The following is a 24876-nucleotide window of genomic DNA, read 5'->3' as shown; positions in this document are numbered from 1 at the left end:
GTTTTTGTCAATCCTCTCTATTCATCAAACTGAGCAATATCCTCACGCTGTCTTCAATCGATACAGCCTCTTCAACGTCCTGCTTCAAAAATGAAATCAGTTGTGGGTAAGCTTGCATAGCCTCATCAATATCTTTAGAGGAGCCTTTTTTATATGCTCCAATGTTAATGAGATCTTCAGCGTTTTGATATGTGGATAAAAGCTGGCGGAACCGGTTAGCCGCTTCCTTATGATCATGACTTGCGATATTACTCATGACACGACTGATACTTTTCAGAATATTGACAGCTGGAAACTGTCCTTTGTTGGCCAATGCACGATCAAGTACTATGTGGCCATCTAAAATCCCCCGCACTGTATCAGCGATCGGCTCATTCATATCGTCACCATCAACAAGCACTGTGTAAAACGCTGTGATGGAACCAAGTTGATTTGTACCAGTTCGTTCTAGCAATTTTGGCAGTATAGCGAACACTGAAGGCGTATATCCTTTTGTTGTTGGCGGTTCACCGGTTGCAAGTCCTATTTCCCGCTGTGCCATGGCGACCCTTGTGACAGAATCCATCATAAACATGACATTTTTTCCTCTGTCTCTGAAATATTCGGCAATAGCTGTTGCTGTATAGGCTGCTTTTAATCTTGTCAGTGCGGGCTGATCTGAAGTTGCGACAACAACAATCGAACGCTTCAGTCCTTCAGCTCCTAAATCTTTTTCGATAAACTCGCGAACTTCACGTCCACGCTCTCCAACAAGTGCAATGACATTGAGATCCGCTTCTGTCTGCTTGGCAATCATCCCCATCAAGGTACTTTTACCAACACCGCTTCCCGCGAATATGCCAATTCTTTGACCAGTGCCGACTGTGAGCAAGCTGTCGATCACTCTGACACCAACGCCCATTTTTTCACGAATAGGCGGTCTGTCCATCGGGTTTGGAGGAGATTGTTCTGTTGAGACAGGTGCAAGTCCTTTAGGAAGCATGCTGCCGTCCAGTGGATCACCGAAGGCATCAACAACCTGCCCGATTAAACCAGTTCCTACTTTGACCTTTAACGACTCACCTGTTGCTTCAACAAGACTGCCTGGTGAGATGTTAGAGGCTTCTACGTAGGGCATGAGCAAAATGTTTTCATCTTTAAAGCCAACGACTTCTGCTTTGATCGGATGATTCTTGCTCCCTTTTTTGTGAATCAGACATACATCACCGATTGAGCTTTCTGGCCCCTTGGACTCGATCATCAGTCCAACAACTCGATTGACTTTACCAAAACGTTTATAAGGATCGGCAGTTTCAATCGTTTCTTTTAGCACATCTATGTTCATTTGTGATCACCTGAATCAATGACTTCTAATAACTTTTCTTTTAACTGATTCATTTGGGTATCAACACTCGCTTCCACTTTTCCAAAGCTTGTTTCGACGTAACAAGTACCTTTTGGTGCTTTTTCATCCGAGTAAATGGCAAGATGTGTATTCTTTTGAAGGATTCTATTTAATTCATCTTTATATTCCATCACATGTTCGTAATGTGCAGGGTCGACATAGATGGAAATATCGTCATATTCTTTCACTTCTGAAATGACCTGCTTCACTAGCGTTAAAAATTGTTCTTTTGTGTCCTCAGCTGCATTCCATACTCGTTTAGCGAGCTCAAAGGCAAGTTCGACAATTTCTTCAGCAGAGCTTTCGATTTTTGCTTCATAGTCCTGCTTTGCAAGGCTGACAATGTCATTCGCTTGATCAAGAATCGATTGATACTGTAAATTCGCATCTGCTTCGCCCTTTTGAAAACCATCTTGATATCCTGTTTGTTTCGCTTCTTCAATGAGCTGTACTCTTTCTGCTTCAAAATCAGCTCGCCGCTGATTGATTTCAGCCATTGTTTGTTCCAGCTCACGATTTGCTTGTTCTAAAATGCGGCTTGCTTCATCTTGTGCATCACTTAATACAAGTTGAGATGCTTCTGTTTCGTTGACAGGCTCTTCTTCGTGATGTTCTCTTTTGAATTCCACTTGCTGCAAGGGAATGGTTTGACGGCCTTGTTCAGGAATAACAGATGTTTCATGTTTGATAATCCTAGACAATGATATCGTCTCCTCCACCTCGAGCTATGACGATTTCTCCAGCCTCTTCAAGTCGTCTTACGATGCTGACAATACGAGTCTGTGCTTCCTCGACATCTCTAAGCCGAACAGGTCCCATAAACTCCATTTCTTCTTTGAACGTTTCGACCATACGTTGCGACATGTTGCGGAAGACAATTTCTTTGACTTCTTCGCTTGCCACTTTGAGTGCAAGTAGTAAATCGTCATTTTCAACATCTCGAATCACGCGCTGAATGGCTCTGCTATCAAGAGTGACAATGTCTTCAAAGACAAACATACGTTTCTTAATTTCATCAGCAAGCTCAGGATCTTGAATTTCCAGTGTATCTAAAATGGTTTTCTCCGTTGCACGGTCTACACCATTCAGGACTTCAACTACCGCTTCGACTCCGCCCGTTTGGGTATAATCTTGCGTAAAGGTTGAAGAAAGCTTTTGTTCAAGAATACGTTCCACCTCATTGATGATCTCTGGAGATGTGCGGTCCATTAAAGCAATTCTTCTTGCAACCTCGGTTTGTACTTCCTCGCCTAACTCAGATAAAATTTGTCCAGCCTGCACTGGATCTAGGTAGGAAAGAATGAGCGCAATGGTTTGTGGATGCTCATGCTGGATAAAGTTTAAAATTTGCTCTGGGTCAGCCTTTCTAGCAAAATCAAATGGTTTCACTTGAAGTGAGGATGTTAAGCGATTTAAGATGCTGTCCGCTTTGTCCTCACCAAGCGCTTTTTCAAGCACTTGTCTTGCGTACATAAGGCCGCCTTGTGATATGTAGTCCTGCGCGATGGCAATGCTGTGAAATTCTTCGATGATCTCATCTTTTTTAGCAGTATCTACACTTCTTACATTTGAAATTTCTAATGTTAATTTTTCTATTTCGTCTTCAGACAGATGTTTGTATACAGATGCTGACACGTCTAGCCCTAAGGAAATCATTAGGATTGCTGCTTTTTGTCTGCCTGTTAGTCGATTTGGATCTTTTCTCGACATGTGTATTCCTCCTAATCCTCGGACAGCCAGCTGCGTAGCAATTTAGCAAAGTCTTCTGGTTTATCTTTTGCCATTTTTTCAAGCTGATTTTTTCTCACCATTTCTTCTGTTTCTGGCTCAGTATCGATATCAGGAACATGAATTGGTGTACGTTCATCAAACTCAAACTCTTCTTCCTCATCTTTTCTTCGCTTACGTACGAGAAGGATAATGAGAGCGATAATGGCAAGTAGTAGCACACCGCCAACAATATAAACCCAAATCGGAATATTGTTTGAAGGGTTTTCTGCTGCCGTTTGCTGTTTACCGTCTAATTTTGATACAGATAAAACGATTTTGTTATCTAAGTCAGCTTGAGTGAGTGCTTGACCGTTTGTGTATTCTTTATCAATCGATGTACTGATGATGGTTGAAAGAATTTTTTTGATATCATCCTGCCTTTCAGCAGTTAATGAGTTCGGATCGTTTGCAGTAGGCGGTTCAACTAGTGCCTGAATGCCAACGTCTCTGATTTTATAAGGACTTTCTTTGATATCTTTATGAATGCGGTTGACTTCATAATTGATACGATCTTCGCTCTTTTCGTAATCTCCGCTTCCATTCGTTCCATCGGCACCTTGATAATTTGTGACATCATCGTCACCTGTTCCAGCGGTGCCTCCAGCTGCTGCGCCATTACCTGAATAAGTTTCAGCAATCTTTTCAGCGCTGACAGCAATTCCTTGCATGTTTTCTTGATCAACTGGTTCGACAAGATCTTCTTTTCTTTTTTCTTCAGTAAAATCAATGTCTGTAGTGACCGATACGGCAACTTTCTCTTGACCCATCATCGTTCCAAGCAGCTGTTGAATTTTTCGTTGAAGATTCTTTTCAATCTCCTCTTTTTTCTGCTGCTGTGCATCCATTCCACTTGCATAGGAATCTGAGCTGCTGTTTAAGTCATAGTAGTTGGAATCTTGGTCCATAATGACAATGTTTTCTGTTTTTAAATTCGGCACACTTTTTGAAATAAGATGATAAAGGCCTTTTACTTGTTGCTGAGTAAGCGTGTAGCCTGGTTGAACTTGCAGCACAATTGATGCTGATGCATTACTTTGCTCTTCTCCAACAAAAACGGAATCTTTTGGCAGGTTAATCATAACCTTTGAATCTTTAATCCCATCAATCGTGTTGATCAGATTGGATAGTTCTGTCTGAGTTGCGTCTACTTTCAGAACATCAAATTCATTATCTGTTAAACCGAAGCCGGAATTGTTCGCAAAGAAGGAGTAGTCAATATTCCCCGTTTTAGGAAGTCCTTCTGATGCAAGTGTGACTTTTAAAGTGTCTGCTTGCTTTTCTGGAACTAAAATCGTCGTTCCGTTATTTGCAAGTTCCGATTTAACGTTTTTGCCATCCAGTTCCTGTTTGATTTGTCCTGCTTCTGCCTCAGACAAATCTCTAAACAACGGAACCATTTTTTCAGAAGAAGCAAAGATGCTAACAACCGTAATAATGATTGCTAGGGCAGCTACGCCGCCAATCATGAGTATTTTTTGTAATTTTGATCGATTTCGCCAAAACTCAACTGTTTTTGTTCTTAATTGCATTAAAGTACGATTCATCTTAACCCCCGGTCATTCCATTCAGTCTATTTTTTGTCCACCAGCACCTCCTACATCTGCATTCTCATAATCTCTTGGTACGCTTCGACTGCTTTATTCCGAAACTCGGTTGCAGCTGTGAGTGTCACACTCGCTTTTTGTGAAGCAATCATGACTTCATCGAGATTGACATCTTTCCCTTGTGCGAGAGCATTCGTATACTGGTCTGATTTCAGCTGTGATTGATTTAATGCCTCAATGGAATTCTTCAGCACATCAGAGAAATTCGTTTGACTTTTAGGTGCGGCCGCCTGCACAGACGACGCATTCGTCAATTCACTTGCTTGCTGAGCGGTTTGAAGCTGGAAAGGAGATATTGCGTTAACCAATTCTTTTCACCTTACTTTCCTATTTCTAAAGCTTTCATCAGCATGCTTTTATTCGCATTCAGCGCAGTCACGTTTGCTTCATATGACCTTGAGCTGCTGATGAGATCAACCATTTCCTTTAATGGATCAACGTTTGGTGTTTGAACATATCCATTTTCATTGGCATCGGGATTTGTAGGATCATATTGAAGGTTGAATGGAGTTTCGTCTTCAGTAATTTTTGTTACTTTGACGCCGTTTCCTAATTTGCCGCTCGAATTCATGCTTGAGTTCAATATAGATGAAAATGATTCACCTGACGGCTGTAATGTGACGAGCTTGCGTCTATAAGGCTCCCACTTGCCATCAACCTGTTTAGCTCTTGTTGTATCCATATTCGCAAGGTTCGAGGATACAACGTCCATTCTGAGCCTCTGTGCTGTTAATGCTGAGGCCGAAGCGTTAACGCCTGAAAAAATCGACATCACTTACCTCCTGTCAAAACTGTTTTAAGAGAATTGAACTTTCCGCTCATTCTTTCAACCAACGCATTATACTGAATTTGGTTTTTAGCGAGTTCACTCATCTCTTGATCAATATCGACATTATTTCCGTTTTCTTGATAAGAAGTACGGTTACTCGAAACAACTGAATAATTAGACCCTGTTTTAGAAAAATCAATGTGACCTTGGTATGTTTTTTAGCATCTAATTTGATTGACGCATCATTTAGCATGTCGTGGAATGCAACTTTTTTAGACTTGTAGTTCGGTGTGTCTATATTCGCGATATTATTGCTTATGACTTTTTGCTTAACATTCGCTCTGCCCAAGGCATTCTCAAGGTTGCTTATCGTTCCAGAAAATATATCCAAAACCATATACCTCCAATCATATGTATTTCATTCCATTTAATCATGTCGAGATTTGTAAAACCATATGTTCATTGTAAGAAATAATAGGATTAAAGTCTATGATGTAATTGTAAAAAAAACTCGTAATATATATCTATTTTACGAATAGGTATAAAGACCTAGATTCAAAGCACTACAGAATTGTAAGGGGTTTCTTGGAAAAAAGAGTGTCATTTTTCGGACAAATCCTCTTTTTTTATACAAAAAAACCCTTTTCAGCGTTTATTTCGGCCGAAAAGGGTTTTTTGATTAGTGAGATTTTAAATTTTCAAGTTCAATTAAAAATTTGTTGTTTAATACTTTGATGTATGTTCCCTTCATTCCAAGAGAACGAGATTCAATAACGCCTGCACTTTCTAATTTACGAAGTGCGTTTACGATCACTGAACGAGTGATTCCTACACGGTCAGCAATCTTGCTTGCCACAAGCAGCCCTTCGTTTCCATCAAGTTCTTCAAAGATATGCTCAATCGCTTCAAGCTCACTATATGAAAGAGAGCTGATCGCCATTTGAACAACCGCTTTACTTCTTGCTTCTTCTTCAATTTCTTCCGCTTTCTCGCGAAGAATCTCCATTCCAACAACTGTTGCGCCGTATTCAGCAAGAATTAAATCATCATCTGTGAATGTATCTTGCAAACGAGAAAGAATTAACGTCCCTAAGCGGTCTCCGCCTCCGATGATTGGTACAATCGTTGTCAAACCTGATTGGAATAAATCACGGTTCTCAATCGGGAAAGCTGTGTACTCACTGTTGATGTCAAGGTTTGAAGATGTTTCAGGGACATTGAATAAGCTTTTTGTATATTCTTCAGGGAACTGACGATCTTCCAGCATTTTTTTCATACGTGCATTTTCAATCTGCTGGTTAATGGAGTAGCCAAGAAGTTTCCCTCTTCTGCTTAATACGAAAATGTTTGAATCAATGACATCTCTCAATGTTTCTGCCATTTCTTTAAAATTAACCGGCTTCCCCGCTGCATCTTGCAGCATCGAGTTAATAATCCTTGTTTTTTGTAGTAACGCCATAATAATGATCCTCCTAGATTACTTTATTCATTTGTTAAAGTATAAATTGACTTAAGTCTTTATTATTTGCAATCTTTCCTAGCTTCTCTTCTACATACTGAGGGGTAATGGTCACTGTTTCCATTGTAATATCAGGCGCCTCAAATGAGAGCTCTTCTAGCAGCTTCTCAAGTATGGTGTGAAGCCTTCTTGCACCGATGTTATCCGTCTCCTGATTGACGTGATAAGCCACTTCGGCAATCTTATGAATAGCATCGTCAGAAAATTCAAGAGATATACCTTCTGTTTCAAGTAAAGCCTTATATTGCTTTAATAACGCGTTATCTGGTTCCGTTAAGATTTTCACAAAGTCTTCTATACTTAATTTATCTAATTCTACACGGATTGGGAAGCGCCCTTGAAGCTCTGGAATCAAATCCGAGGGTTTCGCCATATGAAAAGCGCCTGCTGCTACAAATAGAACATGATCTGTTTTCACAGCCCCATACTTCGTCATCACAGTGGAACCTTCTACAATCGGTAAAATATCACGTTGAACCCCTTCACGAGAAACATCTGCAGACGATGCACCACCGCTTTTGGCAATTTTATCAATCTCATCGATAAAGATGATTCCTTGCTGCTCTGCTTTTTGCACGGCTTCCTGACCGACTTCATCCATATCAATCAGTTTTGAAGCTTCCTCAGCAGTTAACGCTTTTCTCGCTTCTCTGACGGTCAGCTTTCTGCGTTTTTTCTTTTTAGGCATGAGATTGCTAAGCGCATCCTGCATGTTCATACCCATTTGCTCCATACCCGAGCCTTGAAGCATATCAAACATGGAAGGCTGCTGCTCTTCGACTTCAATCGTGACGTAATGGTCTTCAAGTTCACCCATCGCCAGCTGGTGCGCAATGCGTTTTCTCGTCGACTCAAGCTCTACTTCTTCACTTGAGTGATCTCGATCACTTTCATCAGCATCAGAACTACCAAACAGCATCTCAAAAGGATTTTTCACAGACTGACTTTTTTTCTTTCCAGGAACAAGTAGATGAACAAGCCGTTTGTTTGCTTGTTTTTCCGCTTCTTCTTGAACATCCTTCATTTTCTCTTCTTTGACTAGTCTGATTGCTGTTTCCACTAAATCTCTGACCATTGATTCTACGTCACGTCCGACATATCCAACTTCAGTAAACTTCGTCGCTTCCACTTTAATGAAAGGTGCACCAGAAATCCTTGCAATTCTGCGGGCAATTTCTGTTTTCCCCACACCTGTCGGACCAATCATTAAGATGTTTTTAGGAACGACTTCATCCTTTAGCTTATCATGTAAAAGACTTCTTCTGTAACGGTTTCTTAAAGCCACCGCCACTGCTTTTTTCGCATCAAGCTGACCAATAATGTACTGATCGAGCTTTTCAACTATCTCTCTTGGGGTGAACGGCTTTTTCTCCATACGTCTCATGTCCTTTCTATTCAAGCTCTTCTAAAGTGATTTGATCGTTCGTGTAGACACAGATTTCTCCGGCCGTTTCAAGAGCCGCCTTTGCAATCTCTCGAGCTGAGAGATGGTCACCTGCATGTTTTTTGAGTGCTCTCCCGGCGCTAAGCGCATAGTTACCGCCTGACCCGATAGCCAAAATGCCATCGTCTGGCTCGATGACCTCTCCTGTTCCAGATACGAGCAGGATGCTTTCTTTATTCATGACGATCAGCATGGCCTCAAGCTGTCTGAGCATCTTGTCACTTCGCCATTCTTTCGCCAGTTCTACAGCTGCTCGTTTTAGGTTACCACCGTATTCTTCAAGCTTCGTTTCAAACTTCTCAAAGAGTGTAAATGCATCTGCAACTGAACCAGCAAAACCTGCGAGTACTTTGCCTCCGAAAAGACGGCGCACTTTTTTTGCTGTGTGTTTCATGACGACAGCCTGCCCAAAAGTGACTTGACCGTCTCCAGCCATCGCACTTTTTCCTTTATGTTGAACGGCAAAGATTGTGGTTGCATGAAATGATGACATGAAAAAACCTCCTTTTAGGATCGTTTAAAAGCCCTTGGGTGATGAGACATGTACGTTTTTCTTAAAGAATCTTTTGATACATGTGTGTACACCTGTGTTGATGATAAATTTGAGTGACCGAGAAGTTCTTGAACACTTCTTAAATCCGCTCCCTCGTTTAAAAGATGCGTAGCAAAGGTGTGCCTTAACATGTGAGGATGGATATGTAATGTGCCAGACGCCTTTTTCATTAATTCAGTTAGAATGAATCGAACGCCTCTGTCTGTAAGAGGAGCTCCGCGCTGATTCAAAAACACATGTGAATCAGCACGATCCTTTCCCTTCACTTTCAGCTTCTGCCTTCCATCCTCTAAATATGTGGAGAGCGCTTCATGTGCATAAGAGCCGAAAGGTACATACCGTTGTTTGCTGCCTTTCCCATGAACAAGCACTGTATCCATCGATAAATCAAGATCAGATTCTTTTAATGAACATAACTCACTGACCCTCATACCTGTTGCATAAAGAAGTTCTAATATGGCTTGATTTCTTTGACCAAGCGGTGTATTTACATCAGAAACTGTAAATAGCTCTTTTAGTTCCTCTTCATACAAAAATGAAGGAATTCGCTTATCCTGCTTTGGTAAGCTAACGAGTAAAAAAGGATTTTCTTTCACAAGCTGTTCTCTTAATAAAAATTTATAAAAGCTGCGAAGTGCAGAGACTTTCTTACTAATCGTTCTTCTTGTAAGGCCTTTTTCATAAGCTTCTGTTAAATAAATTCTCGTATCTTGATAGGATACCTCTTCAAAACCGTCTATTCCTTGAATGTTCATAAATCTGACAAACTCTTCAATCGCCTCAGTATAACCTGAGATCGTTAAAGCTGAATAGTTCTTTTCAATCTGCAAATATTCAATGAATAAGTGGACAAGACGCTGTTTATCTGTCATTTTTACACCTCTTTAAGGCTTTTAAATGGTATCACATATCTTGCTTCCCGTGCAATGTTTTACTACAGAGATTTCGAAATAGTTTGAATAGTTTCGATTGCGCGTTTAGCGTACTCTGCATAGCGCTCTTGTTTGTTTTTAATTCGAACGCCAAGATCTTTCAGCAAGCCAAAGTTTGCATTCATCGGCTGGAAGCTTTTCTTGTTTGTTGATGTGATGTAGTAAGCCATACTGCCAATCGCTGTTTCTTCTGGAAGTGTCACAAGCTCTTCTCCTTTAACAAAACGAGCTGCATTGATTCCAGCCACTAATCCTGAAGCCGCAGACTCAACATATCCTTCAACACCAGTCATTTGTCCGGCAAAAAATAAGTCGTCTCTATTTTTAAATTGATACGTCGGTTTTAGAAGGCTTGGCGAGTTAATAAATGTATTACGGTGCATCACACCATAACGAACAATCTCTGCCTCTTCAAGACCTGGGATCAAACGGAATACTTCCTTTTGATCGCCCCATTTTAGATGTGTTTGGAAACCAACAATATTATATAAAGTACCTGCTGCATCATCCTGTCTTAATTGAACAACAGCATAAGGTCTTTTTCCTGTTTTCGGATCTTCAAGTCCAACTGGTTTCATCGGTCCAAAGAGCATGGTTTTTTTCCCTCTTTTGGCCATGACTTCAATGGGCATACAGCCTTCGAAGAAGATTTCTTTTTCAAACTCTTTTAACGGCACAGTTTCAGCCGAAATGAGCGCCTCATAAAAACGATCGAATTCTTCTTCTGTCATCGGACAGTTTAAATAAGCCGCTTCCCCTTTATCATAACGTGATTTCAAGTACACTTTATCCATATCGATGCTGTCTTTCTCGAGGATCGGCGCTGCTGCATCGTAGAAATATAAATACTCTTCACCTGTTAAAGATTTCAATTCTTTTGAAAGTGCTTCTGATGTAAGAGGACCCGTTGCGATAATCGTCGGACCTTCTGGAATGCTTTGCACTTCTTCTTGAAAGACGGTCACATTCGGGTGATTTTTCACACGGTCTGTGACGTTAGCTGCAAATTCATGACGATCTACTGCAAGCGCTCCACCAGCAGGAACCGAGCTTTCATCTGCTGCTGCGATGATTGCTGAATCTAAATGACGCATTTCTTCCTTTAAAACACCGACTGCGTTCGTTAAAGCATTCGCACGCAATGAGTTACTGCATACGAGCTCCGCAAATTTATCAGTGTGGTGAGCTGGTGTTTGTTTGACAGGTCTCATTTCATACAGATGGACTTTAATTCCGCGCTTGGCAATTTGCCATGCCGCTTCACTTCCTGCTAAACCTGCTCCGATCACATTTACAAATTGACTCATTGTACAACTCTCCTATTTCGTAAGTTCTATTTAATGACATAAAAAAGCAGGTGAACAAGGCTGCTCACCGCTATTTTTGTTGTTCCTCTTTATAATCACAGTTCACACATTGAACTTGAATGCCTTTTTTCAGCTTTTTCTCTACAAGCATATTTTCGCATTTTGGACACTTTCTTTCAATTGGTTTGTCCCAAGAGACGAATTCACACTCTGGAAAACGATCGCAACCGTAAAAAATGCGGCGCTTCTTAGATTTCCGTTCAACGATATTTCCTTCGTGACAAGTCGGGCATTTGACACCAATATCTTTGACAATTGGTTTTGTGTTACGGCAGTCAGGGAAATTAGAGCATGCCATGAACTTACCGTATCTCCCCATTTTGTACACCATTGGATGACCACACTCTTCGCAATCAACTCCGGCGTATTCAGGCTCGATCTCAACTTCCTGCATCTCTGCTTCTGCTTTTTCTACCCTTTTTGCAAAATCTTGATAGAAACTGTCGATAATGCGTACCCATTCAATCGTACCTTCTTCAACGCTATCAAGTTCTTTTTCCATTTTCGCAGTAAATTCTACGTTAATGATTTCAGGGAAGAATTCAATAATTAAGTTGAGCACAATCTCTCCAAGCTCTGTTGGAATAAACCGTTTGTTATCAAGTGCCACGTAGCCGCGCTTTTGAATGGTATCTAATGTTGGTGCATACGTCGATGGGCGGCCGATACCTAGCTCTTCAAGGGTTTTGACAAGTCTTGCCTCAGTGTAACGTGGAGGCGGCTGCGTGAAGTGCTGCTCTGGTTCAATATCTTTTGAAAGAACGGTATCCCCCTCTTTCAGATCAGGAAGCATTTTGTCCTTTTCTTCTAACTGGTCGTCCTTCCCTTCAACATATACTTTCATAAATCCAGGGAATTTCACCTTACTTCCATTTGCACGGAAAGTAAGCCCGTTATTTTCAAGATCCACACTCATTGTATCAAGAACAGCTGGTGCCATTTGGCTTGCCACAAAACGTTCCCAAATCAATTTATAAAGACGAAGCTGATCTCTACTTAGCACGTGTTTGACATCTGCTGGTTTTCTTAGCGTAGAAGTCGGACGGATGGCTTCGTGAGCATCCTGTGCATTTTCGTTCTTTTTGGCAGTACGTTTTGTTGTATTCAAGAAATTCTTGCCGTACGTTTGATCAATGAAAGCAGATACTTCTTCAATTGCCGTATTGGAAATACGTGTTGAGTCCGTTCTCATATATGTAATGAGACCTACTGTACCTTCTTTACCAAGATCAATTCCTTCATATAATTGCTGTGCAATCATCATCGTTTTCTTCGCACGGAAGTTTAGTTTTCTCGCTGCCTCTTGTTGTAAGGTAGATGTTGTAAACGGAACAGCTGGGTTGCGTTTACGTTCTTTTTTCGTCACTTTTTCAACAGAAAACTTGCTTCCTTTTAATTTCGCAAGGATTTCTTTTACATCTTCTTTTGTTTTTAGCGGATGTTTTTTGCCATTTACGCCAAAGAAACTCGCTTCAAAACTTTCTTTCCCTTTTAGGAAGGTGCCATCAATTGTCCAGTATTCTTCTGGTTTGAATTCATTAATTTCATTCTCGCGGTCAATAATCAGGCGGAGTGCAACTGATTGAACACGACCGGCGCTTAAACCCTTTTTGACTTTCTTCCATAAAATCGGGCTGATTTTATATCCAACGAGACGATCTAAAATCCGTCTTGCCTGCTGCGCATCAACCAAGTCCATATCGATCATACGTGGATGTTTAAAGGAATCTTTAATTGCATCTTTTGTAATCTCGTTAAAGACAACGCGGCAATCTGAAGAGAGGTCAAGGTCAAGGCTGTGGGCTAAATGCCAAGCAATCGCTTCTCCCTCTCTGTCGGGGTCAGCTGCGAGATATACTTTTTTTGCTTTCTTCGCTGCTGTTTTTAATTCTTTTAAGACTGGACCTTTTCCTCGAATCGTAATATATCTCGGTTCGAAGTCATGCTCAGTGTCAACACCAAGCTGACTTTTCGGTAAATCCCTTACATGCCCCATTGAAGCCTTTACTTTATACTTTTTTCCTAAATAACGCTCAATCGTTTTCGCCTTTGCTGGCGACTCAACGATGACTAAATAATCAGCCATACTCAAAATCCCCCTTAAGAGGTGTTCTCTCTTTATCCATTTCACAAATTTATATTTATGTTAATTGCACCTATCTAACAGGCAATCGTTAAAAATTCTTTATGATGAACATCATTATAAACACGAAAAACAAAGTGTAAACTTAAATCCTCACTATTATTAAATATTCCGATGTCTTTTGTCAAACGATATTTTTATGTGAGTTCAGTATATTGAACACCGCTCAAGGAGAATTCCTCTAAAATATCCTTCGTTGAATGAACAAGCTTGGCACCTTGCTGAATCAGTCTAGCTGGACCTATAGAATTAGAATCAAAGATCGATCCTGCAACAGCAAACACTTCTTTTCCTTGCTCTAATGCCTGATAGGCTGTAATAAGCGATCCGCTCTTTTCTTTGCACTGAACCACGATGGTTCCTCTTGTCAGGGCACTAATTAATCGGTTTCTCATTGGAAAATGCCATTTTTCTGGTTTGATATAAGGCGGATGCTCTGACAACAGTAAATGATGTTCTCCCATATATTGAGCCATTTGCACATGTTCTTTTGGATATACATGTTGAAAGCCGCCAGCTACAACACCAATCGTTTTTCCTTTTTTTCTTATGCACTCTTTGTGTGCAAGTCCATCAATTCCTTTTGCTAAACCACTCACAATCATCCAATCTTCCTCTACAAGTTCTCCAACAATTTTCTTCACGCACGCTTCTCCGTAAGAGGATGGCACACGTGTACCTACTACACCTAAACTTTTTTCTTCATTTAAATAGGTAACGTTTCCTTTTAGGAATAATACTGGGGGAGGATCATAAATGTGTTTTAGTGAGCTGGGATATAAAGGTGATGTGATGGGAATCATGTGAATATTTTGCTTTAAATAGGCTTGAACGATGTGTTGAAAAATGGGGAATTCATTTTCTTCAGCTTGTTGTAAGCGGGTAAAGTCGATCTTTTGTAATGATCGATCCTGTTTGAAATGATGTGTTTCTTCATTTATATATAGCTCAGGATCGACTTTCCACCATTTTGTTAACAAAGAGGGTGAGATGAGGCCTTTTAAGCGGTGAAAAATCATTCTTTCGGACACGTTGTACATACCATTCCTCCAGTTTAAGATAGAAAGAAGAAGACTTGTCAAAGAACAAGTCTTCTTGTGTCATTAATGCGTTTTACAAGCTTCGAAGAGATTCTTCTCTTTTAACACTTTAATTAAGGTTTCTCCCATGACAGATGGTGTCTCTGCCACTTCAATTCCACATTCACGCATTGTTTTTACTTTTTCATCAGCAGTTCCTTTACCACCAGAAATAATGGCACCAGCATGTCCCATACGTTTTCCTGGAGGCGCTGTTTTACCGCCAATAAAGCCAACAACCGGCTTGGTCATATTTGCTTTTACCCATTCAGCTGCTTCTTCTTCAGCAGTACCGCCGATTTCACCAATCATGATCACAGCATGCGTTTCAGGATCTTCATTGAAGGCTTTTAATACATCAATAAAGTTCGTACCATTGACAGGGTCGCCGCCAATTCCTACAGCTGTTGATTGACCAACACCAGCCTCTGAAAGCTGATGTACCGCTTCATATGTAAGCGTTCCAGAACGAGACACAACACCAACATGACCTTTTTTATGAATGTAACCAGGCATGATGCCAATTTTACATTCTTCAGGTGTAATCACGCCAGGACAGTTCGGTCCAACAAGTCTTGTCTTCTTACCTTCCATATAGCGTTTCACTTTAACCATATCCAGAACTGGAATGTGTTCTGTGATACAAATCACTAGATCCACTTCTGCATCAACAGCCTCTAAAATGGCGTCTGCTGCAAATGGTGCTGGTACATAGATAACAGAAGCATTTGCTCCAGTTGTCTGTACTGCTTCAGATACAGTATTAAATACAGGAACTCCCTCTACTTCAGTTCCACCTTTTCCAGGTGTGACACCGCCAACGATATTTGTTCCATACTCAATCATTTGTTTTGTATGGAATAATGCGGTTGAACCGGTAATCCCCTGAACAATTACTCTCGTATTTTTATTAATAAATACACTCATTTAGGTTCCCTGCCTTTCTGCTCTACTTGACTAAAGATACGATCTTTTCTGCCCCGTCAGCCATAGACTCAGCAGAAGTGATATTTAAGCCTGAATCACTCAGGATTTTCTTCCCTAATTCAACGTTTGTTCCTTCAAGACGTACAACGAGTGGTAATGTTAAGCCGACTTGTTTCGTGGCTTCAACAACACCTTCTGCGATGACATCACATTTCATGATGCCGCCAAAAATGTTCACGAAAATCCCTTTGACATTTTGATCAGATAAGATGATTTTAAATGCTTCCGTTACTTTTTCAGCAGTTGCACCACCGCCAACATCAAGGAAGTTTGCAGGGTCCCCGCCGTAATGCTTGATGATATCCATTGTAGACATCGCAAGGCCTGCTCCATTCACCATACAGCCAATATTCCCATCTAGAGAAATGTAGCTTAGGTCATATTTAGATGCTTCAATCTCTTTTGGATCTTCTTCATCAAGGTCACGGTATTCTAATATATCTTTTTGTCTATATAAGGCATTGCTATCAAAGTTTAATTTTGCATCAAGTGCCATGACTTTTCCATCACCTGTTACAACAAGAGGATTTATCTCGGCAATTGAACAATCCTTTTCAATAAACGCATTGTAAAGGCTTGTCATAAACTTAACAGCTTGACCAACTAATTTTGTTGGAATATTAATTTTAAACGCAACTTCTCTCGCCTGATAGGCTTGGAGACCAATCGCTGGGTCGATGACCACTTTCACGATTTTTTCTGGCGTTTTTTCTGCTACTTCTTCAATTTCAGTACCGCCTTCTTCAGAAGCCATCAAAACAATTCTTGATGTCGCTCTATCCAAAACGAGTCCTACATAGTACTCTTTTTGAATATCGCAGCCTTCTTCAATAAGTAAGCGTTTTATTTCGCGCCCTTCAGGCCCTGTTTGATGTGTGACAAGTGTCTTGCCGAGCAATTCCTCTGCAAACCCTTTCACTTCATCTTTTGTTTTAGCAATTTTTACCCCACCTGCTTTACCACGGCCGCCTGCATGAATCTGTGCTTTTACGACATATACAGAGCTTCCTAGCTCTTCTGATGCTTTCACTGCTTCATCAGGTGTAAATGCTACTTTACCATTTGGAACTGAAACCCCATATTTTCTTAGGATTTCTTTTCCTTGGTACTCATGGATATTCATTTCCCATCCTCCCAACATATGTAGAAACAAAAATTATAAAATAGACTGCGCTTTCATTTTAAAGAATAAAAAAGAGAATGTCTAGGGTTCTATGTAAAATCGTAAAATCCTTCTAAACATTCAAACTTTTATTTTATTAAAAATATAAATTTTTCAGTCAAAACACTTATTTTACCTTATTTTTTCATTTTTTGATCCAATCGATAGATAAATGAAAATATTTCTGCTACAGTATCGTATAACGCTTCTGGGATTTCCTCATCGAGCGTTAAGTGGCGCATCAGTTCTACTAAATTACGGTCTTCTTGAATAGGGACCCCAGCTTTTTGAGCTTCTTCAATAATATGATCAGCCACATAGCCACTGCCTGTTGCAACGACTTTTGGCGCTTTTTGTTTTTCTTCATCATAGTGTAGAGCGACCGCTCTTCTAAGCGGTTTTGAATCTTTCATACTCGTAAGTCCAGCCCTTTCTCGCTGATTTTATGAAAGTGTTCATCTAGAAAGTCAGACGGATCAATTGGCTCTTCTCTCTTTTTCGCTGTAATCCCCGTCAAACTATACCCTAGGGCATTTAAATTCTCTCGAACAGCTGGAATCATTGGATTAATGGTCCCTTGCAGTTCGTGAGCCGTCTCGACTGTAATTGACATCACTTTTTGCTGAATCGTACAGTCTATTAACGTTTCTTCTAAGTTTTCCATGTTTAAATAAAACATTAAACGGCACTGAGAAATATCGATAGAGCCATCTTTTTTCTTATGCCCTTTTAGAATAAAGGTTAAATCTTGAACACTATGTTTTGAGAAAAGCGGGTAAGAAACCATCATTTGACTAACTGTTTGGTTTTCCTGATGCACTAGTAACTGCCCATTTAATCTATGGAATAATTGATCCACTTCTTTTTTTACGGGCTCGGGAACATCAGCTTGCCTTGCATCATTTAAAACCATCTTTAATTGGTGAAGCTCTTGGCTTTTGACATCTTGGCTGCCCTTTTCCAGTAATTTCAGCATCCCAATTTCATCTCGTACACCTATCGCTTTTTTCATCGTCATCAGTAAATCGAGTACATCGGTTTTATTGCTTAATGCTGGTTCAGTCTGCTGAATGACCTTTGCCAATGCGTTCGCCTCTGTTTTTGAAAGAAACGGAAATTCCCTTTGAAGCACGGCTGCCTTTGCGTCAGCCTGTGGCCCTGCCTTCTGGACTGCTTGAACCAGTGATGTGAGTTGTTTTACATCAAGCTGCTGCTGTCCGTCTGTACCTTGCTTTGTGATGCTCGTCAGAATGCGTTCTATTTGCTGAAGCGGGAGCTGTTTTGGACTTAATAATTGCTGCACGCTGTTCTGATTCACTGTATCCGCCTGTCGCCCTTGTATAGCGGCGGGCTGGCTCTGCTTTGTTTGCTGAGCCGGATTGACATGAGGCTGCACCAGCTGCAAGCTTTCTCCTTGCTTCGTTTGACCTTCTTTTGCTCCTAGAAGCACCGATAAGAGCTTTTCTGCATGAACGGTTGTCTCAGCATTTACAACCGTACGAACGGCCTGTGTAAGAGCCTGTGTGGCTTCTGATTGCTTCGGAAGCTGTGTTAATCGATCTAGCAGTGCTGTCACATCCTGATGAAGTGCAGAGGGGGATTTCATCGCTAATATTGATTGGAGCACTCCTTGCTGAATCGGCAAATCTTTCTTTAAAGCAAAAAGAAGTGCTTGGAGACCTTTTTTCATATCCGCGCCTTGAAGTTGTTCAATCCATTTTACTGCCGTTTTTAACTCTGCTTCGTTGATGACCGGTTTTTCTTTTAAAAAGGCTGTAGCTGTTAACATTTGTTCAAGTCCATTTTTAAGCGACAGACCTTCTAGTAGTTTAGCTGCGGCATCTTTTAATGTTTTAGGATCTTGGTCAAATTGCTGAACAGGTCTTAATTTACTCAGACTGCCTCCACCTTCTTGTTCTAATTGGAACCAGTAGAATGAATCGGCTTTGAGCTGAGCCGCTAGCTGCGCTTTGATTTTGGTCGAACCTATTTGAACAAGTGCTGTATCATCCCCGAGCATTTTCAGTACTTTGCCGAGAATGAGCCGGTGAATATTTTCCTTTCCTTCCGTGTTAAGCGGAACAGATTCTGCCGTATTCAGCCGACTATTCAGTGCAGTATGTATATCTTCAACTCTTGTCATCACAGGCAGCCTCCTTGTGTCAAAATATTTATAGAATAACAGATTTCACTGGTGCAAATGATAACCGGTGGATAGGTGTGGCGCCATGTGTTTGAATGGCAGCAAGGTGCTCTTTCGTTCCATACCCTTTATGTTTTTCAAATTGATACTCAGGGTACTGGCGTCCATACTCTTCCATCATTTGGTCCCTTGTCACTTTGGCAATACATGCACCAGCTGCGATGGATGCGCTTTTAGCATCTCCTTTGATGATATTCTCCTGTTGAGTAGGAAGCGGGAGCGTCATCGCATCTATGAGTAGATAATCAGGTGTGTGAGTAAGCTGCTTTACAGCCCTCACCATCGCCAGTCTTGATGCTTCGTATATATTGATTTCGTCAATCGTTGCCGCATCAACAATGCCGATGCCGATGTCGAGCGCTTCCTTTTGAATGAGCTCATAATAGGTCATTCTTTTTTTCTCAGATAGCTGTTTTGAATCATTTAAACCGAGTAGGATGGTATCTTCTTTTAATATCACAGCTGCCGCAACAACTGGACCAGCGAGTGGTCCTCTTCCTGCTTCATCTATGCCCGCAATATAAGTGTATCCTTGCGCTCTTGCTTTGGTTTCAAATTGCAGCATTTGCTTCCATGCTGCATGCAGTTCTTGCTGTTTTTCTCTCTCTTTGTTCCATTTGTCCATCAGCTTCTGGACACTTTTTCTTGTATCGTCTTTCAATAGTTCACGAATGTATGACTCGTCGTCAGCATGTTGTTCTATTAATGCTTTTATTTGTTTGACCGTGTACATTGGCTTTTCCGCAGCCTCCTTCTTTATATCGGCAGTTTTTCGCAAAAAATAAAGACCCGCATGAGCTGCGTGTCTTTTAGCTTTCAGGCTTCTCAAAAGTGAGGGGACCAAATTTTTCCGTTCGAATATCCCGAATGATGATTTCGGTCGTTTTGTCGTAATTAATGAATCCTCCACTCATCAGACAGCCGCGTTTTGTGCCAATGGCATCAAACAGCTCAACTGTATCTTCAGGTATTTCTGCTAGATCATAGCGTTTTTTTAATCGCTCTGGATAGTGCTCTTCTAAAAAGCGCAGCGCATACACTGCGACATCCTGCAAGTTGATGATTGAGTCTTTAATCGCTCCGGTGACGGCCAGCCTAAGACCTACTTGTTCATCTTCAAATTTCGGCCAGAGAATTCCGGGGGTATCGAGCAGTTCAAGTTCTTTTCCTACCTTCACCCATTGCTGTGACGTCGTAATACCAGGTCGATCTCCTGTTTTCGCAATATTTTTCTTTGCCAACCGATTGATCAGCGTTGATTTGCCGACATTGGGAATTCCGATAATCAAAGCTCGAATGGCACGCGGCTTAACACCTTTTGCTTTCATTCGATCGAACTTTTCTTTTAAGATTTCTTTTGATGTCGTAATGATTTGATTTAACCCTTGTCCATCGACAGAATTAATGGCAAGCGACCGTACACCTTGCGCTTCAAAGTGTGCCTGCCACTCTTTTGTCATACGAGGATCTGCTTTATCTGCTTTGTTCAAAAGCATAATTTTCGGTTTGTTTTGGAGGATTTCTTCAATCATTGGGTTTCTAGAGGACATCGGAATCCTTGCATCGGTTAATTCAAATACGATGTCGATGAGCTTTAATTTTTCTGTGACTTCCCGTCTTGCTTTTGCCATATGGCCTGGAAACCATTGAATTGTCATATGTGCACCTTCTCTCTTCTAACGGTTGTCTCTATACATTGTACAAAAAAAGAGCCTGTTACAGGTAACAAGCTCTTTCCTTTGATATCATTATCGTCTGATTTCTTTGATACGAGCCGCTTTACCGCGAAGTTCACGTAGGTAGTAAAGTTTCGCACGACGTACCTTACCGTGACGTACAACTTCGATCTTAGCGATTTTTGGTGTGTGTACAGGGAATGTACGCTCAACGCCTACACCGTAAGAGATCTTACGAACTGTGAAAGTTTCGCTGATTCCACCACCACGACGCTTAATTACAACACCTTCAAAGATCTGGATACGCTCACGAGTACCCTCGACAACTTTCACGTGTACACGTAAAGTGTCACCAGGACGGAACGCAGGAAGATCAGTGCGTAATTGTTCTTTTGTGATTTCTTCAATCAATTGTTGCATCGTTTTCAACTCCTTCCAACAGATGCTCATGTCCTCTTTCTTCATTGCAGCGGAACATCGTTTTCAAACTTGAATCGGCAAGCCGTCCAAGTCACAAGTAGTATCATACCACACCTGTATACCTTGTGCAATACAATCTAGTCATTATGAAGCTGCCAAAGCCATCTTTTTTCTTCATCCGTTAATGTTTTGCAAGAATCGATCAAATCTGGCCGTCTTGTATAGGTTCGCTTCAACGATTCTTTACGCCGCCACTCTTCAATTTTGGCATGATTTCCAGAGAGAAGCACATCTGGTACTTTCAATCCTTTATAATCAGCTGGTCTTGTATAGTGCGGATGCTCAAGCAGACCTGTACTAAATGAATCTTCGATATGAGACGCTTCTTTTCCAAGCACATGAGGCAAAAGCCTGACCACACTGTCTGCAATCATCATCGCCGGCAGCTCTCCGCCTGTGAGAACGAAATCTCCGATTGAGATTTCATCTGTGACAAGATGCTCCCTGATGCGCTCATCGTAGCCTTCATAGTGGCCGCAAATGAACATAAGATGCTCTTCTTTTGCAAGCTCTTCTGCTTTCTTTTGTGTATATCTTTCTCCTTGAGGACAGACAAGAATAATGCGGGGCTTCTTGTTTGCTTTTTTCGTTAAATCTTCTACCGCATCAAATACAGGCTGTGCTTTCAGAACCATGCCAGCACCGCCGCCATACGGATAGTCATCCACTGTTTTATGTTTATGATCGGAATACTCCCTAAAATTCACGACATCAAATGAGACCGCATCTTTTTCCTGAGCTTTTTTTAAGATCGATGAGTGAAGCACTCCTTCGAACATTTCAGGAAACAGTGTTAAAAAGTCAATTTTCATTCGTCAATGAGTCCTTCCATCACTTCAATGTGTACTTTCTTGGATGAAATATCAACTGTTTTGACGACAGATGGAATATAAGGGATGAGGGCATCTTTTTTGCCTTTTCTTCCAACCACCCATACATCATTTGCCCCTGGCGTTAAAATTTCTTTGATTTGACCAATCAGTTTGTCCTCTTCATCATATACTTCACAGCCGATGATTTCGTGGAAATAGAATTCCCCTTCATCTAATGAACCAAGATGTTCTTTTTCTACTTTTAAAATCGACTCTTTTAATTGCTCAGCTTCATTTAACGAGCCGACTTCTTCAAATGTCAGTAAATCAAATTGTTTGTGCTGTCTATGTGATGCGACAGTCACTTTTAGCGGTTCTTTTTGATTTTGTTTGAAAATATAAAGGACGCTGCCTTTTTTGTAGCGTTCTTCTGGGAAATCAGTCTTTGACACAACACGTACTTCTCCGCGCACTCCATGTGTATTGACGATCTTTCCGACATTCAACCATTCTAGCTCCATGTTCTCAATCACCCCTGACGTATTTCCACAATGGTGCCGTCTTTCACGACGATGACATTGTCTTGCATTTTGTCATCCCATTTATCACCTATTTTTACTTCAATCAGCGCATCCACTTCTGTTTCTTTCATTTCACTGCCAAGAGGCAAGATATGCAGCTGCTCGACTTGAAAATCAATTTGCCTCATTTTCTCTTGTCTTTTTTCAATGGCTTTTTGAAATTGAGGGATGGCTTCTTGCTGATGTGGTTCTTTTTCATGCTTTTTTAGTTGAAAATATAGTTGATTGCATTCACGTTCTAGTCTTTCTTTTTTCTCCAAAAAAGTCGTTAACAGTTTGTCCTTACTGCTTTCAGTTAATACTTGCATGACGGTGACATGTTGAATGATCTGCATCTTCCTTTTTGTCCCCCTATCCGAAGGCATTTGTCCTCTACAGTATAACGAAAAATAGATTTAAACGTGTAAAAAAAGGGGAGGTCCTAAGCCCTCTCCCTTTTTAGTCAGCAATCTCAAGTTGAACTTTCTTAGAAGACTCTGCACTTGCTGCAAACATGACTGTTCGTATCGCTTTAGCTGTACGTCCCTGCTTTCCGATCACTTTTCCGGTATCTTCAGCATTGACAGACAGTGTGTAAATGACCTGCTCATCTTTTTCTAATGAAGATACGTGAATATCTTCAGGGAAATCAACAAGTGGCTCGACGATGGACACAATCAATTCTTCCAAGGACAGCTCATTCATTATTTGCTGTTTTTCGCATTATGAAATTTTTCAAGAATTCCTTGGCTTGAGAAAAGGTTACGAACTGTATCAGATGGTTTCGCACCATTTTGAAGCCATTTAAGCGCTAATTCTTCGTTGATTTTCACCTCAGCTGGTGATACCACTGGGTTGTAAGTTCCAACTGTTTCGATGAAACGACCGTCACGTGGTGAACGAGAATCTGCTACAACAATACGATAGAAAGGAGATTTTTTTGCTCCCATACGTTTTAAACGAATTTTTACTGCCATTTTACTAGCACCTCCGAAAATATTTCAACAAGATAGTATATTAACAATGATAAAAGGGTTTGTAAAGTGTTTTTTCTTAACAACGGTTTTATCATGTATAACCAATTACATAAATGGTAATTTAAAGCCGCCTTTTTTCTTTCCTTTGGACATGTTGGTCATTTGCTTCATCATCTTTTTCATTTCGTCAAATTGTTTTAAAAGGCGATTGACTTCCTGTACAGATGTTCCGCTTCCTTTTGCAATCCGTTTTCTGCGGCTTGCATTGATGACCTCTGGCTGTTCTTTTTCTTCGGTCGTCATTGATTTAATGATCGCTTCGATGTGATTGAGCTGCTTTTCGTCTACTTGGACGTTTTTGAGCCCTTTCATTTTACCGGCTCCCGGCATCATTTGGATCAGTTCATCAAGTGGACCCATGTTGCGAACCTGCCCAAGCTGCTCGAGGAAATCATCGAGCGTGAAGCTCATTGTCCGCATTTTTTGTTCAAGTTCTTTCGCTTTATCTTGGTCAACGTTTGCTTGTGCTTTTTCAATAAGCGTGAGCACATCTCCCATGCCAAGAATTCTCGATGCCATCCGCTCTGGATGGAATGGTTCAATTGCATCAAGCTTTTCACCTAGTGCGGCGAATTTAATCGGCGTATTTGTGACTGCACGAATTGAAAGTGCTGCCCCGCCTCGTGTATCACCGTCTAGTTTTGTCAGAACGACACCTGTTAAACCAAGCTGTTCATTAAAGCTTTTTGCGACATTGACAGCATCTTGACCAGTCATCGAGTCAACAACGAGGAAAATCTCTTCTGGATTTGCGACTTCTTTTACTTTCTGAAGTTCATCCATTAAGTCTTCATCAATATGAAGACGTCCTGCTGTATCTAAAATGACATAATCATGATGTTCTTCTTTCGCTTTTTCAATTGCCTGTTTGGCAATTTCGACGGGACTAACTTGATCACCTAATGAGAATACGGGCATATCAAGCTGTTTCCCAAGCGTTTGAAGCTGCTGGATCGCTGCTGGTCTGTAAATATCAGCGGCCACCATCATCGGCTTGCGATTATGTTTTTTGCGAAGTAAGTTGGCAAGCTTTCCAGTTGTGGTCGTTTTACCTGCCCCTTGAAGACCAACCATCATAATGACAGTTGGAGATTTTTTCGCTACAGCGATTTTACTCTCTTCCCCGCCCATTAATTCAGTGAGTTCTTCTTTTACAACTTTAATGACCTGTTGTCCTGGGGTAAGACTTTGCATGACCTCTTGTCCAACTGCCCGCTCGCTTACTTTTTTCACAAAGTCTTTGACTACTTTAAAATTGACGTCAGCTTCAAGAAGGGCAAGGCGTACCTCGCGCATCATTTCTTTTACATCTTGCTCTGACACTTTTCCTTTGCCGCGGATTTTTGAAATCGTCTGCTGCAGTCGGTCGGCTAATCCTTCAAATGCCATACTGTG

Annotated in this window: 26 protein-coding genes and 1 pseudogene; all 27 read right to left on the bottom strand. The window is 41.0% G+C overall.

Translation table 11 applies throughout. The annotated features are described in order from the left end of the window. Positions 1-7: 7 nt before the first annotated feature. Positions 8-1324: a flagellar protein export ATPase FliI gene (gene fliI / locus NST15_RS07915; RefSeq protein ID WP_008344803.1), complete on the bottom strand. Its 1317-nt coding sequence runs from the start codon at positions 1322-1324 to the stop codon at positions 8-10. After that, entirely contained in the window at positions 1321-2085 is a 765-nt protein-coding gene (fliH, locus tag NST15_RS07910; RefSeq protein ID WP_008344806.1) for a flagellar assembly protein FliH, read from the bottom strand. Before fliH ends, fliI begins: the two co-directional genes overlap by 4 nt. After that, the gene (gene fliG, locus NST15_RS07905; protein ID WP_008344808.1) at positions 2078-3094 is read right to left on the bottom strand and encodes a flagellar motor switch protein FliG; all 1017 of its coding nucleotides are present in this window, start codon (positions 3092-3094) and stop codon (positions 2078-2080) included. The genes fliH and fliG overlap by 8 nt, the downstream gene beginning before the upstream one ends. A gap of 11 nt (positions 3095-3105) precedes the next feature. Then, the gene (gene fliF, locus NST15_RS07900) at positions 3106-4698 is read right to left on the bottom strand and encodes a flagellar basal-body MS-ring/collar protein FliF (RefSeq protein ID WP_024720350.1); all 1593 of its coding nucleotides are present in this window, start codon (positions 4696-4698) and stop codon (positions 3106-3108) included. A gap of 50 nt (positions 4699-4748) precedes the next feature. Next, positions 4749-5066, bottom strand: coding sequence for a flagellar hook-basal body complex protein FliE (gene fliE, locus NST15_RS07895; RefSeq protein ID WP_007499609.1), 318 nt, complete (start codon positions 5064-5066; stop codon positions 4749-4751). Between the two features lie 11 nt (positions 5067-5077). Beyond that, positions 5078-5530: a flagellar basal body rod protein FlgC gene (flgC, locus tag NST15_RS07890; RefSeq protein ID WP_007499610.1), complete on the bottom strand. Its 453-nt coding sequence runs from the start codon at positions 5528-5530 to the stop codon at positions 5078-5080. Then, positions 5530-5918, bottom strand: a pseudogene (gene flgB, locus NST15_RS07885) (flagellar basal body rod protein FlgB). Before flgB ends, flgC begins: the two are co-directional and overlap by 1 nt. A gap of 288 nt (positions 5919-6206) precedes the next feature. Beyond that, the gene (gene codY / locus NST15_RS07880; RefSeq protein ID WP_007499612.1) at positions 6207-6986 is read right to left on the bottom strand and encodes a GTP-sensing pleiotropic transcriptional regulator CodY; all 780 of its coding nucleotides are present in this window, start codon (positions 6984-6986) and stop codon (positions 6207-6209) included. Between the two features lie 34 nt (positions 6987-7020). Further along, complete coding sequence (gene hslU / locus NST15_RS07875; RefSeq protein ID WP_039166692.1) at positions 7021-8421, bottom strand: HslU--HslV peptidase ATPase subunit; 1401 nt, start codon at positions 8419-8421, stop codon at positions 7021-7023. A 16-nt stretch (positions 8422-8437) separates the two neighbouring features. Beyond that, entirely contained in the window at positions 8438-8983 is a 546-nt protein-coding gene (hslV, locus tag NST15_RS07870; protein ID WP_007499614.1) for an ATP-dependent protease subunit HslV, read from the bottom strand. A gap of 14 nt (positions 8984-8997) precedes the next feature. Beyond that, complete coding sequence (gene xerC / locus NST15_RS07865; protein ID WP_007499616.1) at positions 8998-9915, bottom strand: tyrosine recombinase XerC; 918 nt, start codon at positions 9913-9915, stop codon at positions 8998-9000. A gap of 62 nt (positions 9916-9977) precedes the next feature. Continuing rightward, positions 9978-11282, bottom strand: coding sequence for an FADH(2)-oxidizing methylenetetrahydrofolate--tRNA-(uracil(54)-C(5))-methyltransferase TrmFO (gene trmFO, locus NST15_RS07860; RefSeq protein ID WP_007499618.1), 1305 nt, complete (start codon positions 11280-11282; stop codon positions 9978-9980). 70 nt (positions 11283-11352) lie between these two features. Continuing rightward, positions 11353-13428, bottom strand: a complete 2076-nt coding sequence (topA, locus tag NST15_RS07855) for a type I DNA topoisomerase (RefSeq protein ID WP_046526653.1) — start codon at positions 13426-13428, stop codon at positions 11353-11355. A gap of 194 nt (positions 13429-13622) precedes the next feature. Continuing rightward, on the bottom strand, positions 13623-14525 hold the full coding sequence (dprA, locus tag NST15_RS07850; RefSeq protein WP_017367240.1) for a DNA-processing protein DprA: 903 nt from the start codon (positions 14523-14525) through the stop codon (positions 13623-13625). Positions 14526-14588: 63 nt separating this feature from the next. Continuing rightward, complete coding sequence (sucD, locus tag NST15_RS07845; protein WP_007499624.1) at positions 14589-15491, bottom strand: succinate--CoA ligase subunit alpha; 903 nt, start codon at positions 15489-15491, stop codon at positions 14589-14591. A 22-nt stretch (positions 15492-15513) separates the two neighbouring features. Continuing rightward, the gene (sucC, locus tag NST15_RS07840; protein ID WP_008344824.1) at positions 15514-16674 is read right to left on the bottom strand and encodes an ADP-forming succinate--CoA ligase subunit beta; all 1161 of its coding nucleotides are present in this window, start codon (positions 16672-16674) and stop codon (positions 15514-15516) included. A 176-nt stretch (positions 16675-16850) separates the two neighbouring features. Continuing rightward, complete coding sequence (locus NST15_RS07835) at positions 16851-17126, bottom strand: FlhB-like flagellar biosynthesis protein (RefSeq protein ID WP_008344827.1); 276 nt, start codon at positions 17124-17126, stop codon at positions 16851-16853. Next, positions 17123-18856, bottom strand: a complete 1734-nt coding sequence (locus NST15_RS07830; RefSeq protein ID WP_216942307.1) for a glycosyltransferase — start codon at positions 18854-18856, stop codon at positions 17123-17125. The genes NST15_RS07835 and NST15_RS07830 overlap by 4 nt, the downstream gene beginning before the upstream one ends. A gap of 28 nt (positions 18857-18884) precedes the next feature. After that, positions 18885-19649, bottom strand: coding sequence for a ribonuclease HII (locus tag NST15_RS07825; RefSeq protein WP_342498990.1), 765 nt, complete (start codon positions 19647-19649; stop codon positions 18885-18887). Positions 19650-19725: 76 nt separating this feature from the next. Next, on the bottom strand, positions 19726-20574 hold the full coding sequence (ylqF, locus tag NST15_RS07820; RefSeq protein ID WP_007499632.1) for a ribosome biogenesis GTPase YlqF: 849 nt from the start codon (positions 20572-20574) through the stop codon (positions 19726-19728). A gap of 90 nt (positions 20575-20664) precedes the next feature. After that, positions 20665-21012 carry a 50S ribosomal protein L19 gene (rplS, locus tag NST15_RS07815; protein ID WP_008344834.1) on the bottom strand — a complete coding sequence of 116 codons (348 nt, stop codon included), beginning with the start codon at positions 21010-21012 and terminating at the stop codon, positions 20665-20667. A 137-nt stretch (positions 21013-21149) separates the two neighbouring features. After that, positions 21150-21884 carry a tRNA (guanosine(37)-N1)-methyltransferase TrmD gene (gene trmD, locus NST15_RS07810; protein WP_007499635.1) on the bottom strand — a complete coding sequence of 245 codons (735 nt, stop codon included), beginning with the start codon at positions 21882-21884 and terminating at the stop codon, positions 21150-21152. After that, the gene (gene rimM, locus NST15_RS07805) at positions 21881-22405 is read right to left on the bottom strand and encodes a ribosome maturation factor RimM (protein WP_007499637.1); all 525 of its coding nucleotides are present in this window, start codon (positions 22403-22405) and stop codon (positions 21881-21883) included. The genes trmD and rimM overlap by 4 nt, the downstream gene beginning before the upstream one ends. An 8-nt stretch (positions 22406-22413) precedes the next feature. Beyond that, on the bottom strand, positions 22414-22800 hold the full coding sequence (locus NST15_RS07800) for a YlqD family protein (protein ID WP_008344839.1): 387 nt from the start codon (positions 22798-22800) through the stop codon (positions 22414-22416). Between the two features lie 103 nt (positions 22801-22903). Then, positions 22904-23149 (bottom strand): KH domain-containing protein, encoded by a 246-nt coding sequence (locus NST15_RS07795; RefSeq protein WP_012009937.1) that lies wholly within the window; start codon positions 23147-23149, stop codon positions 22904-22906. Then, positions 23149-23421, bottom strand: a complete 273-nt coding sequence (rpsP, locus tag NST15_RS07790; protein ID WP_008344841.1) for a 30S ribosomal protein S16 — start codon at positions 23419-23421, stop codon at positions 23149-23151. Before rpsP ends, NST15_RS07795 begins: the two co-directional genes overlap by 1 nt. Positions 23422-23526: 105 nt before the next feature. Further along, the gene (gene ffh, locus NST15_RS07785) at positions 23527-24870 is read right to left on the bottom strand and encodes a signal recognition particle protein (RefSeq protein ID WP_008344842.1); all 1344 of its coding nucleotides are present in this window, start codon (positions 24868-24870) and stop codon (positions 23527-23529) included. Positions 24871-24876 lie beyond the last annotated feature (6 nt).

This window comes from Bacillus sp. FSL R5-0820, assembly GCF_038593385.1.
GTDB classification, from domain to species: domain Bacteria; phylum Bacillota; class Bacilli; order Bacillales; family Bacillaceae; genus Bacillus; species Bacillus altitudinis.
The sequence above is the reverse complement of the archived record's forward strand: the minus strand, read 5'-3'. Positions and strand labels throughout refer to the sequence as shown.